The following is a 15,760-nucleotide window of genomic DNA, read 5'->3' on the forward strand; positions in this document are numbered from 1 at the left end:
TCAGGCCGCCCCGAGTGGCAGGAGGGCGTCGTCGGACCACGTGAGCCCGACGGTCTCGGCCTCGGCGAAACGCCGCCCGGCCCCCGCAGGACTGGCGAGCAGCTCGGTGCCGTCGGGCGTGCGCAGGCGGTACTCGTACCGTTCCCCGGCGAACCCGACGGACAGCACGGTCGCGACGGCGGCGTCACCGCCGGGCTCGACGACGCGCACGTGCTCGGGCCGCAGGGCCACGGTGGTGCCGGCGTCCGCGGACAGCGGGACCGGGCGGCCCAGCACGGTGCGGGCGCCGTCGGCGTCGTGGACCGGCAGGAGGTTCGCGGCGCCCACGAAGTCGGCCGCGAACCGGGTGCGCGGCGTGCGGTACAGCTCCTCGGGGGTGCCGAGCTGCTCCAGGTCGCCGTGCGCGAGCAGCGCGACCCGGTCGGACAGCGCGAGCGCCTCGGCCTGGTCGTGCGTGACGAAGACGGTGGTGGTGCCGATCTCGCGCTGCAGCTCGCGCAGCTCGTGGCGCATCTGGCGGCGCAGCTTGGCGTCGAGGTTGGACAGGGGCTCGTCGAGCAGGAGCACCCGCGGCCGGGTGACCAGGGCACGGGCGATGGCCACGCGCTGCTGCTGCCCGCCGGAGAGCTGCTGCGGGTACCGGTCCGCGAAGCCCGCCAGGTCGACCAGGCGCAGGGCGTCGGCCACGCGCTGGGCCCGCTCCTCGCGCGGCACGCGCCGGGTGCGCAGGCCGTACTCGAGGTTGCGCCGCACGGTCATGTGCGGGAACAGGGCGTAGCTCTGGAACACGAGGCCGGTCTCGCGCCGGTGGGGCGCCACGTGGGTGACGTCCTGGCCGTCGATCAGCACCGACCCGGTGGTCGGGGTGACGAACCCGGCCAGCACCGACAGGAGCGTCGACTTGCCGCAGCCCGAGGGGCCCAGCACGGACAGGAACTCGCCCGCCTCGATCGTGAGCTCGTCGAGCTCCAGCACCGGCGCGCCGCCGTACCCGACGCTGAGACCGCGGACCTCGACACGGCCGGCGGTGCCGGCCTCCGGGGTGGTGGGTGCCGTCATCAGCCGAAGATCTCCTGCCACCGGGCCTGCAGGTCGGGCAGCTGCGGGGTGATGGTCTCGTAGTCGACCCACACGAAGCTGTCGTACGCGCCCGGGCCGCTGGTGATCTGCCCGTCGAACTGGGCGGGGTACTCGTTCTGGTCGTTGGACGCGGCGTACCAGGTGCCCTCGGAGAAGACGGGCTGGTGGTCGCTGGAGGCCACGTAGTCGAGGAACGTGTACGCCAGCTCCTCCTGCTCGGTGCCCTCGGTGACGAACAGGGAGGTCAGGGCGCCCACCGAGCCGGAGGCCGGGTAGGCGAAGCCGATCGGCTCGCCCTGGTTCTTCTGGACGAACGCGCGGCCGTCCCAGTGCGCGGCGATCCAGGCGTCGCCGTTGGACAGCGCGGTCTCCACGCTGGTGCCGTCCGCGGGGAACGTCGAGGCGCAGTCCTTGAGGGTCTCGAGCTGCTCGAACGCGGCGTCGACGTCCGCCGGGTCCGTGATGGTCCCGCCGGCCTCGTTGATCAGGCCCGCGACGAACTCGATGCCCGTGTTGAAGGTGAGCGGCGACACGGCGACGTGGCCGCAGTAGGCCGGGTCGAGCAGGTCGGACCAGTCGGTGGGCGGCTCCTCGATCTTGTCGGTGCGGTAGGCGATGCCGGTGGAGCCGACGGTCAGCGGCAGGCCGTACTGGGTGCCGGCGATGTTGCTCTGCTCGGCGAGCACGGTGTTGAGCTGGTCGAACTGCTCGATCCGCGCCGTGTCGAGCTCGGCGACCACGCCCGCGGAGACCGCGCTCGGGATGACGTTCGGCGTGAACGCGACGACGTCGTAGGCGGGCGTGCCGCCCTTGGTGGTGCGCAGCGCCGTGAGCCAGTCGGCCGGGCTGCCGGGCACGAGCTCGACGGTGGCGCCCGTCTCCTCCGCGAACGGCTCGACGAAGGCCTTCGTGAACGACTCACCCCAGGAGCCGGCGTAGACGGCGACCTTGAGCGTGCCGTCCGACGCCCCGCCGGACGCGTCGTCGCCCCCGGCCGAGCAGGCGGCGAGGGAACCGGTGAGCGCGAGCGCCGCGCCCGCGGCGAGCGTGCGGGGCAGGGGCCGGGTGGTCCGGCGCGGGGAGCGGGAGGTCATGGTGGTCTCGTTCCTGTGGGGTGCTGGGCCGCGGACGGGGTCGCGGTGCGGGTCGGGGTTCCGGGCGGTCGTCATGCGTCCCCGGCGTGGTGCGGCGGGCGGCGCAGGTCCCAGGCGTAGTGCCGTTCCAGGACCTGGCCGAGCCGCAGGAGGAGCGCCTCGCCGCCCTGCGGGGCGACGAGCTGGGTACCCAGGGGCAGGCCGTCGTCGTCCAGGTGGGCGGGCAGGGTCAGGGCGGGCGTGCCGAGCACGCTCGGCACGGTCGTGAACGCGAGGGTGCGCTCGTAGACGACGGCGTCGCGCGTCGGGGCCGCGCGGGTCAGCTCGTCCAGCACGACGCCGACCTCGGGCACGCGGGTCGCCGTCGTGGGGGTGACGACCACGTCGGCGCCGCGGAACAGGGTGGCCGTGACGTCGCGGGCCAGGGCGCGCAGGCGGACCGCGCCGCGCACGTAGCCGGCGGCGCCCAGCGCGTCGGCCTGGGCCATCACCCGGTGGATGTAGGGCTGGAGCCGGCCGGGGTGGTCCAGTGGGACCTGCCGCAGCCACGCCGGGATGACGACGCCGGGGTACAGGTCCATGATCTCCGCGCCCTCGGCGGCGGCGTCGAGCGCCACCACCGTGTGCCCGGCGGCGCGCAGCACGGCCGCGACGTCCTCCGCGGCGGCGACGCAGGCGGCGTCGACCTGGATCCGCGGGTCCCACGACCGGGTCAGCAGGCCGACGCGGAGCGGGCCGGGCGGGTCGTCGAGCGCGGCGAGGTAGTCGGGGGCGGCGGGCCCGCGCGACCAGGCCAGCGGGTCGGGCGCCGCCAGGTGCGTGACCACGGCCGCGGTCTCGCGCACCGTCCGCGTGACCACGCCCTCCGTGGCGCCGCCCTCCCAGCCCTGGACGCGCTGGGGGAGCAGGCCGCGGCCGGGCTTGAGGCCCACCAGGCCGCAGAACGCGGCGGGCACGCGCAGCGAGCCGCCCCCGTCGCTCGCCAGGGCGACCGGGACGATGCCCGCGGCCACCGCGGCGGCCGGTCCTCCGCTGGACCCGCCGGGCGACCGGCCCAGGTCCCACGGGTTGTGCGTGACGCCCGAGCGCGGGCTCTCGCAGGACGTCGTCATCGCGAGCTCCGGCGTGGCCGCGCGCCCGACCTGGACGAAGCCGGCCGCGAACGCGGCGGCGGGCAGCAGGTCGGTGGTGGTCGCCGGCGTCTCGTCGATCGCCAGGGAGCCCCGGGTCAAGGGCTGGCCCGCCACCGCGAACGTGTCCTTGACCGTGATCGGCACACCCGCGAACGGCGGCAGGTCCGCGCCCCGGGCCAGCGCCGCGTCGACGGCGTCCGCGGCGGCGAGCGTCGCGGCGTCGTCGCGCCACACGAGGGACCGCACGGCCGGGTCGACGGCGTCCGCCCGCGCGAGGGTGCGCTCGGCGACGGAGCGCGCGCTCTCGCGGCCGGAACGGATCCGGTCGGCGGTGTCCATCACCGGCAGGCGGGACGCCGGCTTATGTGATGGAAGATTCGTGGTCACGGGTAGACGTTAACCATGACGGCCCGTTCGCTCCAAGCCGCGGCCGCCGCCGTCCGCCTGATGAGATGCTGGTACCGCGCCGTGTCCGGGGTGCCGAGACGGGTTGGCGCGCCGCGCGGCGATCCTGATATACATCTGGAAGATAACCGGCAGCACGCGACCGACGAGGGGCGATGACGAGCACAGCATCCGACGCCCGGGGCGTCTCCCCGGACACGCCGTCCGGCCTGATCTCCTCGGTGCGCGGCGTCTCCGGGCCCGAGCTGGCCGAGCAGCTCACCGCATGGATCGAGGAGGGCGTGCTCGCGCCCGGCACCCGGCTGCCCACGATCGCGGAGGTGGCCTCCGCCTCCGGCCTCGGCCGCTCCACCATCGCCGGGATCTGGTCGCTCCTGGTCGACCGGGGCCTGGTCACCACGCGCCGCCGGGGCGGCACGATCGTCGCGGGGCCGGTGGCCGCCCCGACCTGGCCGCGCGCGGGCGAGACCCCCGTGTTCGCGGGCTGGTCCACGGTCGACCTCGCCTCCGCGCACCCCACCACCGACCGTCTGCCCGACCTGCTGGAGGCGTTCGCGCACAGCCTGCGCGAACCCCAGACCAACTCGCTGCGCCGCGAGGCGATCACCCCGGCGCTGCTCGACGCCGTCCGGCAGGACTGGCCGTTCGACGCCGCCGAATGGGTGACCGTCAGCGGCGCCGGCGAGGCCACCCTGCTCACGGCCGAGGCCGCCACGGCGCCCGGCGGCCTCATCGCCGTCCAGGAGCCCGCGGTCTCCGGCACCATCGGGAACCTGCGCTCGGTGGGCTTCGAGGTGGTGGGCGTCGCCTCCGACGCCTCCGGGCCGCTGCCCGGCGCGCTGGAGCGGGCGCTCGCGGCCGGCGCACGCACCGTCGTCTACCAGCCCGGCGGTGAGTTCTCCCTGGAGGGCGCCGTCACGCCGGAGCGGCTGGCCGAGCTGGCCGCCGTGCTGACCGAGCGCGCCCCCGACGCCTGGGTGCTGGAGGAGGACGTGCTCGGCCCCCTCGCCCCCGTGCGGCCACCGAGCCTCGGCACGCTGCTGCCCGGCCGCGTCGTCCGCATCACGTCCTTCTGCCGCGCCTTCGGCCTCGACCTGCGCACCACCGTGGTGGGCGGCGCCCGCGACGTCGTGCTGGGCGTGCGCCGCCTGCGCAGCCACGGCATCCTCGCCCAGAGCCGCATCCTGCAGAACGCGCTCGCCTACCTGCTCGCCACGCCCAGCGTCGGCACGCTCGTGGCCGACTCCGGGCGCTGGTACGCCGACCGCGCCCGCGACCTCGCCGCGGCGCTCGCGGCCCGCGACGTGCGCACCATGACACCTCCCGGCGGCCTGGTCGTGTGGGTGCGGGCCGAGAACGAGGACGAGGCCCTGGTCGAGCTCGGGGCGCGCGGCATCGTGCTGACGCCGTCGTCCCGCACGTTCGCGACCCCGCCGCGTCCCGCGTGGCTCCGGGTGGCCACACCGCAGATCCCCGCGGACCCGCAGCGCGTCGACGAGCTCGCCGAGGCGCTGGCCGGCGCCGCGCGCGGGGCGCTCCTGGCGGGCTGAGCGCACGGCGGCAGGAAGGCCCCGGATAGGGTGGCGCGCGTGCACCCCACACCGGCCGACGGCGCCCGACGGATCGACTACCTGCCCTGGGAGTACGACCCCGCGTCCCCGGAGGGCGCGGCCCAGGAGGCCCGGCGGCGAGAGCTCGTCGCGGCCGGCGCCCGGATCGGCGAGGGTGTCTTCGTGGCACCCGGTGCGGCCGTCTTCTGCGACCGGCTCGCCCTCGGCGACCGCACCTACGTCGCCGCCCACGCCTACCTCACGGGGGAGGTGACCCTCGGCGCGGACTGCTCGGTCAACCCGTACGCCGTGGTCCGCGGCGACGTCCGGGCGGGCGACGGCGTGCGGATCGGCGCCCACACCTCGATCCTCGGGTTCAACCACAGCATGGGTACCGACCTGCCGATCCACCAGCAGGACACCTGGAGCAAGGGCATCGTGCTCGGCGACGACGTGTGGGTCGGCTCGAACGTCACGATCCTTGACGGCGTCACCGTGGGCGACCACGCGGTGGTCGGGGCGGGCGCGGTGGTCACCCGCGACGTGCCCGACTGGGCCGTGGTCGCGGGCAACCCGGCGCGGGTCCTGCGGGACCGCCGCGCGGACGCGGCTGCCGCCGGGGCGTCCGACCTCGCCGCCGAGCTGCGGGCCTTCGGCGACCGCGTGCGCGACCAGGCGGGCGCCGTGCTCGCGCGGTGCTTCGAGGACGGGCGGTTCGTCGACCGCCCGGCGGCCCTCGCGGGCCCGCGCCGACCGGCCGTGCGGCCGTGGGCGGACGCCGTCGAGATCGCCGACCTGCTGCTGGGCGCCCCGCCGGCCGGGTTCGAGGCCGCGGACCTGGTCCGGCGGCTCACCCACCGGCAGGACCCGGTCACGGGCCTCGTGCCCGACGGAGACCTCGCCGACGCGGGCCTGGCCGGCCCCGGGACGGACGGCGAGCCGCTGGACCCGTTCGACGGCAGCGCCGGCTATCACGTCCTCAGCGTCGGGTACGCGGTCCGGCTGCTCGGCGGGCGGCTGCCCCATCCCGTGCACGCCGTGCACCGCCTGTCCGGGCGCGACCTGGTCCGGGCGCTGGAGGCCCGGGACTGGGGCGCCGGGGCCTGGGGCAGCGGCGCCGCCGTCGACGCGGTGGCCACGGCCTGCGCCCTGAACATCACGGACTTCGCCGACCGGTTCGACGACGGCGGCGTCGGCCCGCTGTACCCGTTGCTGGGCTGGCTGACGGCGCGCGCCGACCCGGCCACGGGGCTGTGGGGCGCCCCGCAGCCGGCACCGCGCTGGCTCCAGGCGGTCAACGGCTTCTACCGCCTGACCCGCGGCACGTACGCCCAGCTCGGGCTCCCGCTGCCGTACCCCGACGCGGCGGTCGGCACGGTCCTGGAGCACGCGGCGGACCCGCACCTGGCCACGCCCGCGGGCTACACCGCCTGCAACGTCCTGGACGTCGTGCACCCGCTCTGGCTCGCGGCCCGGCAGACGAGCCACCGCCGCGCGGAGGGCGCGGGCTGGGCCCGGACGCAGCTCCGGCGGGCGCTCGGCCACTGGTCGGACGGCGCGGGCTTCGCCTTCGCCCCCGACGACCCCGGCCCGGACGGCGTGCCCGGGCTCCAGGGCACCGAGATGTGGCTCGCCATCGTCTGGTACCTCGCCGACCTCCTGGGCCTCGCGGACAGCCTGGGCTACCGGCCGCGCGGCGTGCACAGCCCGGACCCGCTGGTGCGCCTGGCGCCGATCGGCGCCTGAGGCCGGCGGTCAGGGCGCGGCGGCGGTCGAGCCGCGCACCACGAGGCGCGTCGCCAGCTCCTCGCGGGGCGCCTCGGGCGGCTGGTCCGCGCCGAGGCGCAGGAGCATGCGCAGGGCGGCGCCGCCCATCTCGGCGATCGGCTGGTGCACGGTGGTCAGCGCGGGGGTGGCCCACTCCGCCTCCGGCAGGTCGTCGAACCCGACCACGCTGAGGTCCTGCGGGATCCGCAGGCCCAGCTCGGCGGCCGCGTCGTACACGCCGAGCGCGATCGCGTCCGAGCACGCGAAGACGGCCGTCGGCCCGTCGGCGCCGCGCAGGAGCTCGGCCGCCCGGGCCCGGGAGGGCGCCCGCCGCCAGTCGGTGTGCACCACGCGGTCGTCGGCCAGGTCGAGGCCCGCCTGGGTGGCGGCCGACCGGAAGCCGTCGACGCGCGCCTGGCTGTAGAGGTGGGTGCGCTGCCCGGCGAGGACCCCGAGCCGCCGGTGCCCGAGCGCGAGCAGGTGCTCGGCGGCGGCGCGCCCGCCGGCCCAGTTGGCGGCCCCGACGCTCGCCACGGTGCCGGGCGGCTGCCGCACCGGGTCGAGCAGCACCACGGGCATGCGGGCCGCGGCGAGCGTCGCGAGCTGGTCGGGCGTCGTGTCGACGAGGGCCAGCACGGCGCCGCGCAGTCGGCGGGCCAGCAGGCGGGTGAGCCAGGCGTCGTCGGGCGGCCGGGCGACCGAGACGACCACGTCGACGCCCGCCTCCGCGGCGGCGCGCTCCACGCCGCTCAGCGCCCGGTTGGCCCAGGTGCCCTCGATGCCGCTGAGCACGAGGTCGACGAACGGCGGCCGCCCGGCGTCGGGGGGCACGCCCCGGCCCGCCCGGCCGCGGTACCCGAGCTCGGCCACGACGCGCATGACGCGCGCCCGGGTCCCGGCGGAGACGTCGGAGCGGCCGCCGAGCACCTTGGACACCGTGGGAACCGTCGTCCCGGCGGCGCGGGCGACGTCGGCCAGCGTGGTGCGGCGCGCGTTCTCCATGGGGCCGACGGTAGGACCGCGCGCAGAAGTTGCGCAACTAATTGGGTCTTGAAACGGCAAAAGTCCTCATGTATCAAGAGGTGCGGCACCCAGAGGGTCCGTATGTTGCGCAACTTGTGGAGTGGAGCGGTAGATGGCGACTTCGATGGAGAAGCGGGCGCTGATCGTGCGCGGCGGATGGACGGGCCACCAGCCCGTCGAGACGACCGACGCGTTCATCCCGTTCCTGACCGAGCAGGGCTACGACGTCCGCGTCGAGGACACGACGGCGGTCTACGCCGACGCCGGCTACCTGGCCGGCGTGGACCTGATCGTCCAGACGAACACGATGAGCACGATCGAGACCGACGAGCTGCGCGGGCTGATGGCCGCCGTGGCGAGCGGCACGGGGCTGGCGGGGTGGCACGGCGGCATCGCCGACTCCTACCGCAACAGCTCCGACTACCTGCAGCTCGTCGGCGGGCAGTTCGCGGCGCACCCGCCGCGGGCGCCCCGCGAGGAGCTGGCGGGGGAGGCGGCCGACAACTTCGTGCGGCACACGATCGAGATCGTGCCCGAGCGGGCCGACCACCCGATCGTCGCCGGGATCGGCGACTTCGAGCTGACGACCGAGCAGTACTGGGTGCTGACCGACGAGTACAACGACGTGCTGGCGACCACGACGCTCGCCGCGCGCGACTTCGACCCGTGGCACCGGCCGGTCACCTGCCCGGCGATCTGGACGCGGCAGTGGGGCGAGGGCCGCGTCTTCGTCTCGACGCCGGGCCACGAGCTCGCCGTCGTCCAGGACCCGAACGTCCGCACCGTCATCGAGAGGGGCATCCTGTGGGCCAGCCGCTGAACGTCGGGATCGTCGGGGTCGGGGCGATCGCCGGCCAGTACCTGTCCACCTTCGAGCGGCTGGCGGCCGTGCGGCTCGTCGCCGTCGCCGACCTGGACGCCGCCCGGGCGGCGGCCGTGGCCGCCGAGCAGGGCGTTCGCGCGCTCACCGTGGACGAGCTGGTGAACGACCCCGAGGTCGACCTCGTGCTGAACCTGACCATCCCCGCCGCCCACGCCGAGGTCGCCCTCCGGGCCATCGCCGGCGGCAAGTCCGTCTACGGCGAGAAGCCCCTGGCGGCCACGCCCGCCGAGGCGCGCGCGGTCCTCGACGCCGCCCGCGCGGCCGGGGTGCGCGTGGGCTGCGCACCAGACACGGTGCTCGGCACGGGCGTCCAGACGGCGCGCAAGGCGATCGACGACGGCGTGATCGGGCTGCCGGTCGCGGCCACCGCGACCATGACGACGCCCGGCCACGAGCGCTGGCACCCGAACCCCGACTTCTACTACCAGCCCGGTGGCGGGCCGCTGCTCGACATGGGGCCGTACTACGTGACCACGCTGGTCACGCTGCTCGGCCCGGTCGAGTCGGTGGTGGGAGCCGCGAGCCACACCCGTGCGACACGCACGATCGGCTCGGGCCCGCGGGCCGGCCAGACCGTGCCGGTCGACGTCGACACGCACGTGACGGGCGTGCTGCGGCACGTCTCCGGCGCGCTGTCGACCCTGGTGATGAGCTTCGACTCGGTCGCGACGCGCGCGTCGAACATCGAGGTGCACGGGCAGACCGGCTCGCTCGTGGTGCCTGACCCCAACCAGTTCGACGGCGACGTCGAGCTGCACGAGCTGGGCGGCTCCTGGGTGACCCTGCCGCCGAGCGCCGGCTACCGCGACGCCGGGCGCGGCTACGGTGTCGCCGACCTCGCGACGACGCCGGACGGCGTGCCCCCGCGGGCCGGCGGCGAGCTCGCGTACCACGTGCTGGAGATCATGACGGCGCTGCTCGAGTCGGCCGGCAGCGGCACGACGGTGCCCGTCGAGAGCCGGTGCGAGCGGCCCGCGGCAGTGCCGCTGTCGGACCTGCCGCAGTCGGACCTGCCGCTGCGGGACGCGCCGCTGTCGGACGTGCCGCGCTGAGCGGGCCCGGCTAGCCGGCACGCACCCCGGTGCTCTCGCGGACGACGAGGCGGTGCGGCGCGATGACGCGCACCGCCTCGCCGTCGTCGCCGCCGATCCGCCGGACGAGCGCGTCGATCGCGGCCTGCGCGATCGCCGCCTTGTCCGGCGAGATCGTCGTGAGGCTGGGGTTGCCGTAGCGCCCGTCCTCGATGTCGTCGAAGCCCACCACGGCGACCTGCTCGGGCACGGAGATCCCGGCGTCGTGCAGGGCGCGCAGGGCGCCGAGCGCGAGCAGGTCGGAGAAGCAGAACAGGGCGTCGGGCAGGACGCCGCGGCGCAGGAGGGCCCGCGTCGCCTCGGCCCCGCCGCGCCGGGTGAACGAGTCGACGTAGGCGACGTCGCCCGACGCCGAGGGTGCCGCGCCCATCGCGGCCTCGAAGCCGGCCAGCCGCAGCGAGCTCGACGACTCCCCGGTGCGCTGCGCGCCGACGGCCACCACACGCCGGCGACCGGTCGCCAGCAGGTGCTCGACGGCGGTGCGTGCGGCCGCGAAGTTGTCGATGTGGACGTGGTCGAAGCCGGGGTGGGACTCCTCGCCCAGCAGCACCACGGGCCGCTGCGTGCGCGACGACCGGGACAGGTCGTCGTCGGTGAGCCCGAGGGGGCTCACGATGAGACCGTCGAAGATCGCCTTGGTGTCCGCCCGCGCGAGCAGCTCCCGCTCGCGCTCCCGGACGCCGTCGGTCTGCTCGATCATGAGCGTGTAGCCCTGGTGCCGGGCGGCCTCGATGAGCGTGCGGGCGAGCTCCGCGAAGTAGGGGTTGTCGAGGTCCGGGACCACCAGCGCGGCCATGCCGGTGCGGCCCGACCGCAGCATCCGGCCGATCTCGCTCGGCCGGTAGTCGAGCTCCTCGATGGCCGCGAGCACCCGCTGGCGGGTGTCGGCAGCGACGTTGACGGTACCGCTGACCACGTTCGACACCGTGCGCGCGGAGACTCCGGCGAGGCGTGCGACGTCTTCGCGCCGGCCCAATGCGACCTCCCTGTGGCATCGAGATATTGCATCGAGGCAAGCCTACTGGATAAGGTCTCGCCCCGACGGCTTGCATCGAGGCAAGGCTGCGACCGGACCGTTTCCCGGGGCCGGGGACTCGAAGGAGAGGCACCATGCGAGAGGTTCCTGCGCCGCGTGCGGCACGGCGGGTCGGCACGCCGGCGGCGGCACCCCACATCGTGCTGATCATGACCGACCAGCACCGGGCCGACCTCTCGGCCCGTGCCGGGTTCCCCCTCGACACGACCCCGTTCCTGGACCACCTCGCGGAGCAGGGGACCGACTTCCAGCGCGGCTACACCAGCTCGCCGCTGTGCGTGCCCGCGCGGGAGAGCCTCCTGACGGGCCGGTTCCCGTCCGCCCACCGGGTGACCCAGAACAGCACCGCCGAGGCGGCGTCCTACGACCGTGACCTGCTCGACGTGCTGGGCGAGGCGGGATACCGGCGGGTGTTCGCCGGGAAGCCGCACATGCACCGCGGTCCGGACGACTTCGACGCCTACCGGGGGCCCTACTTCCACACCGACGGACCCGAGCGGAACCCGCAGCACGAGGCGTTCGACCGGTGGCTCGACGAGCTGGACCACGGCGTCGCCCACGAGCCCACCCCTTTCCCGCTCGAGGCCTCGCTCCCGTACCGCATCGTGTCCGACGCCATGGACGAGATCTCGGGCACCGACCCGTCCGTGCCCACGTTCCTGTGGGTCTCCTTCCCCGAGCCCCACAACCCCTACCAGGTGCCCGAGCCGTACTTCAGCATGTTCCCGGCCGAGCAGATCCCGGAGCGCCTGCACGGACCGGAGGTCGCGCGTGCCAAGGGCGGGCACTGGGCCTGGCTCCAGGAGCTCACCGAGGAGAAGCGCCCCGGCTACGACGACGAGCGCGCCCGCTACCGCGCCAACTACTGCGGCCAGCTGCGCCTCCTGGACGACCAGGTGCGGCGGCTCATGGAGCACGTCTGGACCACGCTCGGCGACGACGTGCTGGTCATCATGGTGAGCGACCACGGCGACTACGTGGCCGAGTACGGCCTGCAGCGCAAGGGCGCCGGCATGCCGGAGGTGCTCATGCGCATCCCGTTCTTCTTCAGCGGCGGCCCGGTCGCCGCCCGCACCCGCGCCGAGCTGGTCTCGATCGTGGACATCCTGCCCACCGTCGCCGAGCTGGTCGGCTCCGCCGTCCCCGACGGCGCCACCGGCCGCAGCCTCGCACCCCTCCTGCTCGACCCCGGGCGCACGTCACCCGAGTTCGACGACCTCTACGCCGAACGCGGCTTCGGCGGTCTCACCTACCGCGCCGACGAACGCCCGCCCCTGCACTTCCCGTACGAGGGCCGCACGTTCGACGAGCTCAACACCGTGACCCAGAGCGGGCGCTCGCGGATGCTGCGGCGCGGCGACCTCAAGCTCATCGTGCACAGCGACGGCAGCGGCGAGCTGTACGACCTCGCCGCCGACCCGGCCGAGGTGCACGACCTGTTCCACGACCCCGCCCACGCCGCCGACCGCGCCGACCTGCTGTGGCGCCTGACGCAGTGGATGCTCCGCGCGCAGGACGAGCTGCCCGCCGGCGCGTACACGGCCAAGCGCGCGCCCCACAACTGGGCCTTCGACCCGGACGGAGCCACCGCATGACCCCCGACCTCACCCGCCGCCAGCTCCTGGGCGTGACCCTGGCCGGGCTCGCGGCGGCGTCCCTCGCGGCCTGCCGCCCCACCGGCTCGCCGCCGGGCAGACCAGGCCTGAGCTGGTACGGGGGAGACCCCGTCCACGAGGCGATGCAGGAGCTCGTCCGCCTCTACGGCCGCAAGCACGCGGACGTGGACGTCGTGGCCCAGTTCTCGGCGTTCGACGACTACTGGGACCGCCTCGCGACGCAGACGGCCGGCCGCTCCGCGCCCGACGTGATGCGGATGTCGATGAGCTACCTCGCCGACTACGCCGACCGCGGCGCCCTGACCGACCTGTCGGCCTACCTCGGCTCGGCGATCCACATCGACGACATGGCCCCCGACATCGCCGACAGCGCCCGGATCGACGGCACCTACTACGGCATCAGCCAGAGCTCCATCGCCAACGCCGCCTTCGTCAACCGCGACCTGGTGGCGGCGCTCGGCGTGCCCGACGTCGACGAGACGTGGACCTGGGCCGACTTCGGCACCTGGGCCAAGGAGGTCGGCGCCGCGCGCGACGACGTCTACGGGTCCATGGACCAGGGCGGCAGCCTCCAGCTCTTCGAGTCGTACGTGCGCGAGCACGGCACCGAGATGTTCACGCCGGACGGCTCCGACCTCGCGTTCGACCAGGGCGTGCTCGAGGAGTGGTGGGCCTACTGGGACGACCTGCGGGCGAACCGGGGTGCGCCCCCGGCGGCCGTGTCGGCCGAGGTCGCGGGCTTCGACACCTGGCCGCTGGCCAAGGGCACCACGGCGGTGGGCTTCGGCTGGGTGCAGCAGGTCGCGTTCGTGCAGCCGTTCCTCGACGGCCCCCTCGACATCCTGACGCCGCCCACCGCCGGAACCGGCAGCTCGGGCCTGTTCGTCAAGTGCCTGGACTTCTGGTCCATCGCGTCCACGAGCTCGCAGCCCGACGAGGCGGCCCGGATCATCGACTTCCTCGTGAACGACGACGACGCGATCCGCACGCTCGGCATCGTGCTCGGCGTGCCGCCGTCGCAGCGCGCCATCGGCCTGCTGGACCTGGACGCCGGGTCCGCCGAGCAGCGCGCCGTCGACTACGTGGGCCGCATCGCGGGCTCCGTCCCGCCCGCGCCCCCGGCCTGGCCGCTGGGCTACAACGAGCTGCTCACGCTGTTCGTCAAGCTCGACCAGGACATCGGCTTCGGCGAGGCGACCGTCTCGGCCGCCGCCACCGAGTTCTTCGAGCAGGCCGCGCGGGTGCTGCGATGAGCGCGCTCGGCGAGCTGCGCACGCTGCGCAGGCAGGGCGGTTCGGAGGTGCTGAGCGAGGCCGCCCGCAAGGAGGAGCGTGCCGCCTACCTCTTCCTGGTGCCGTGGCTCGCGGGCCTCGTGCTCATCACGGCCGGTCCCATGGTGGCCTCGCTCTACGTCTCGCTCACGGACTACAACCTGCTCCAGCCGCCCGAGTTCCTCGGCCTGGACAACTACGTGCAGATGCTCGACGACGAACGCCTGCTCAACTCGCTGGGCGTCACCTTCGCCTACGTGTTCGTCTCCGTGCCGCTCCAGCTCGCCGCCGCCCTGGGCATCGCCGTGGTGCTCAACCGGGGGATGCGCGGCCTGGCCTTCTACCGGTCGGTGTACTACCTGCCCTCGCTGCTGGGCGGGTCCGTGGCCGTGGCCGTGCTGTGGCGGCGGCTGTTCGGCGCGGACGGCCTGGTCAACCAGGGGCTCGCGCTGCTCGGCGTGCACGACGCCCCCGCCTGGGTCGCCGACCCCGACACCGCGCTCGGCACGCTCGTGGTGCTGAACGTCTGGACGTTCGGCGCCCCCATGGTCATCTTCCTGGCCGGCCTGCGGCAGGTGCCCGTCTCGCTCTACGAGGCGGCGGCCGTGGACGGCGCCGGGCGCTGGGCGCGGTTCGCGCGGATCACCCTGCCGATGATCACGCCGATCATCTTCTTCAACGTGGTGCTGCAGATCATCCACGCCTTCCAGGCGTTCACGCAGGCCTTCATCGTGTCCGGCGGTACCGGCGGACCGTCCGACTCGACGATGTTCTTCACGCTGTACCTCTACCAGACCGGATTCGGCAACTTCCAGATGGGGTACGCGTCCGCCATGGCCTGGGTGCTGCTGGTGATCGTCGCCGCTTTCACCGCCATCAACTTCTGGGCCTCACGATTCTGGGTGTTCTATGACGACTGACACGCTCAAGACCGCGACCAAGCACCTCGTCGTCATCCTGATCGGGCTGGCGATGACCTACCCGCTGGCCTGGATGCTCGTCAGCGCCGTGCGCGACGAGCCGGACATCTTCACCTCGCCCGGCCTGTGGCCGGCGGGCGACGACCTCGCCAACTTCGTCGAGGGCTGGGACAGTGCCGGGCTCCCGTTCAGCCGCTACCTGGTCAACTCCAGCCTCATCGCGCTCGGCGCCATCGTCGGCAACCTCGTCTCCTGCTCCATGGCGGCCTACGCGTTCGCCCGGCTGCGGTTCCGCGGACGGCGGGTGTTCTTCGGCATCATGCTGCTGACCATCATGCTGCCCATCCACGTGGTGATCGTGCCGCAGTACGTGATCTTCTCCCAGCTCGGCTGGGTCAACACGTTCTGGCCGCTCATCGTGCCCAAGCTGCTCGCCACGGACGCGTTCTTCGTGTTCCTCATGGTCCAGTTCATCCGCGGCATCCCGCGCGAGCTCGACGAGGCCGCCCGGATCGACGGCGCCGGGTTCTTCCGGATCTACGCCCAGATCCTGCTGCCGCTCATGCGCCCGGCCCTGGTGACCACCACGATCTTCACGTTCATCTGGACCTGGAACGACTTCTTCACCCAGCTCATCTACCTCACCGACCCGGCCATGTTCAGCACGTCGGTCGCGCTGCGCTCGCTGGTCGACTCGACCAGCGCCAGCAGCTGGGGGCCGCTGTTCGCGATGTCGGTCGTCAGCCTGGTCCCGGTGTTCGTGGTGTTCCTCCTCGGCCAGCGGTACATCGTCCAGGGGATCGCCACGACCGGCGGCAAGTAGCCCGACGTCGTCCTGGCGAGCCGACCTCCGGACACACGGAACGGCCCGGGCCCGCAACGGGGCCCGGG

13 protein-coding genes are annotated in these 15,760 nt (G+C 74.3%); 8 read left to right on the top strand and 5 right to left on the bottom strand.

The genetic code is table 11. From position 1 onward, the window contains the following. The 3 genes from ACIG47_RS23005 to ACIG47_RS23015 form a co-directional block, all read right to left on the bottom strand. A complete protein-coding gene (locus ACIG47_RS23005) occupies nucleotides 1-1,059 on the bottom strand; it encodes an ABC transporter ATP-binding protein (RefSeq protein ID WP_397433379.1) in 1,059 nt (352 codons plus the stop codon). After that, nucleotides 1,059-2,174 carry a PotD/PotF family extracellular solute-binding protein gene (locus ACIG47_RS23010; protein WP_397433380.1) on the bottom strand — a complete coding sequence of 372 codons (1,116 nt, stop codon included), beginning with the start codon at nucleotides 2,172-2,174 and terminating at the stop codon, nucleotides 1,059-1,061. The genes ACIG47_RS23005 and ACIG47_RS23010 overlap by 1 nt, the downstream gene beginning before the upstream one ends. Nucleotides 2,175-2,245: 71 nt before the next feature. After that, a complete protein-coding gene (locus ACIG47_RS23015) occupies nucleotides 2,246-3,694 on the bottom strand; it encodes an amidase (RefSeq protein ID WP_397433381.1) in 1,449 nt (482 codons plus the stop codon). Between the two features lie 173 nt (nucleotides 3,695-3,867). Between ACIG47_RS23015 and ACIG47_RS23020 the strand changes: the two genes are divergently transcribed. Together ACIG47_RS23020 and ACIG47_RS23025 are read left to right on the top strand one after the other, a co-directional pair. Further along, nucleotides 3,868-5,262, top strand: a complete 1,395-nt coding sequence (locus ACIG47_RS23020; protein ID WP_397433382.1) for an aminotransferase class I/II-fold pyridoxal phosphate-dependent enzyme — start codon at nucleotides 3,868-3,870, stop codon at nucleotides 5,260-5,262. A gap of 39 nt (nucleotides 5,263-5,301) precedes the next feature. After that, the gene (locus ACIG47_RS23025; protein ID WP_397433383.1) at nucleotides 5,302-7,008 is read left to right on the top strand and encodes a DapH/DapD/GlmU-related protein; all 1,707 of its coding nucleotides are present in this window, start codon (nucleotides 5,302-5,304) and stop codon (nucleotides 7,006-7,008) included. Nucleotides 7,009-7,017: 9 nt separating this feature from the next. Here the strand turns inward: ACIG47_RS23025 and ACIG47_RS23030 are convergent, their stop codons facing one another. Further along, entirely contained in the window at nucleotides 7,018-8,031 is a 1,014-nt protein-coding gene (locus tag ACIG47_RS23030) for a LacI family DNA-binding transcriptional regulator (RefSeq protein ID WP_397433385.1), read from the bottom strand. 133 nt (nucleotides 8,032-8,164) lie between these two features. On the opposite strand from ACIG47_RS23030, the gene ACIG47_RS23035 reads away from it, so the two are divergent. Together ACIG47_RS23035 and ACIG47_RS23040 are read left to right on the top strand one after the other, a co-directional pair. After that, on the top strand, nucleotides 8,165-8,872 hold the full coding sequence (locus ACIG47_RS23035) for a ThuA domain-containing protein (RefSeq protein ID WP_397433386.1): 708 nt from the start codon (nucleotides 8,165-8,167) through the stop codon (nucleotides 8,870-8,872). Next, nucleotides 8,857-9,987: a Gfo/Idh/MocA family protein gene (locus ACIG47_RS23040; RefSeq protein WP_397433388.1), complete on the top strand. Its 1,131-nt coding sequence runs from the start codon at nucleotides 8,857-8,859 to the stop codon at nucleotides 9,985-9,987. The genes ACIG47_RS23035 and ACIG47_RS23040 overlap by 16 nt, the downstream gene beginning before the upstream one ends. Before the next feature lie 10 nt (nucleotides 9,988-9,997). On the opposite strand, the gene ACIG47_RS23045 is transcribed toward ACIG47_RS23040, so the two are convergent. Next, on the bottom strand, nucleotides 9,998-11,002 hold the full coding sequence (locus ACIG47_RS23045) for a LacI family DNA-binding transcriptional regulator (protein ID WP_397433389.1): 1,005 nt from the start codon (nucleotides 11,000-11,002) through the stop codon (nucleotides 9,998-10,000). 134 nt (nucleotides 11,003-11,136) lie between these two features. Between ACIG47_RS23045 and ACIG47_RS23050 the strand changes: the two genes are divergently transcribed. The 4 genes from ACIG47_RS23050 to ACIG47_RS23065 are packed head-to-tail and all read left to right on the top strand — an operon-like array spanning nucleotide 11,137 to nucleotide 15,692. Then, entirely contained in the window at nucleotides 11,137-12,657 is a 1,521-nt protein-coding gene (locus tag ACIG47_RS23050; RefSeq protein WP_397433390.1) for a sulfatase-like hydrolase/transferase, read from the top strand. Next, nucleotides 12,654-13,931, top strand: a complete 1,278-nt coding sequence (locus tag ACIG47_RS23055; RefSeq protein WP_397433391.1) for an extracellular solute-binding protein — start codon at nucleotides 12,654-12,656, stop codon at nucleotides 13,929-13,931. The genes ACIG47_RS23050 and ACIG47_RS23055 overlap by 4 nt, the downstream gene beginning before the upstream one ends. Then, the gene (locus ACIG47_RS23060) at nucleotides 13,928-14,869 is read left to right on the top strand and encodes a carbohydrate ABC transporter permease (protein ID WP_397433393.1); all 942 of its coding nucleotides are present in this window, start codon (nucleotides 13,928-13,930) and stop codon (nucleotides 14,867-14,869) included. The genes ACIG47_RS23055 and ACIG47_RS23060 overlap by 4 nt, the downstream gene beginning before the upstream one ends. Next, complete coding sequence (locus tag ACIG47_RS23065; RefSeq protein ID WP_397433394.1) at nucleotides 14,859-15,692, top strand: carbohydrate ABC transporter permease; 834 nt, start codon at nucleotides 14,859-14,861, stop codon at nucleotides 15,690-15,692. The genes ACIG47_RS23060 and ACIG47_RS23065 overlap by 11 nt, the downstream gene beginning before the upstream one ends. The last annotated feature ends 68 nt before the right edge of the window (nucleotides 15,693-15,760 follow it).

This window comes from Promicromonospora sp. NPDC052451, assembly GCF_044547525.1.
Lineage (GTDB): Bacteria > Actinomycetota > Actinomycetes > Actinomycetales > Cellulomonadaceae > Promicromonospora.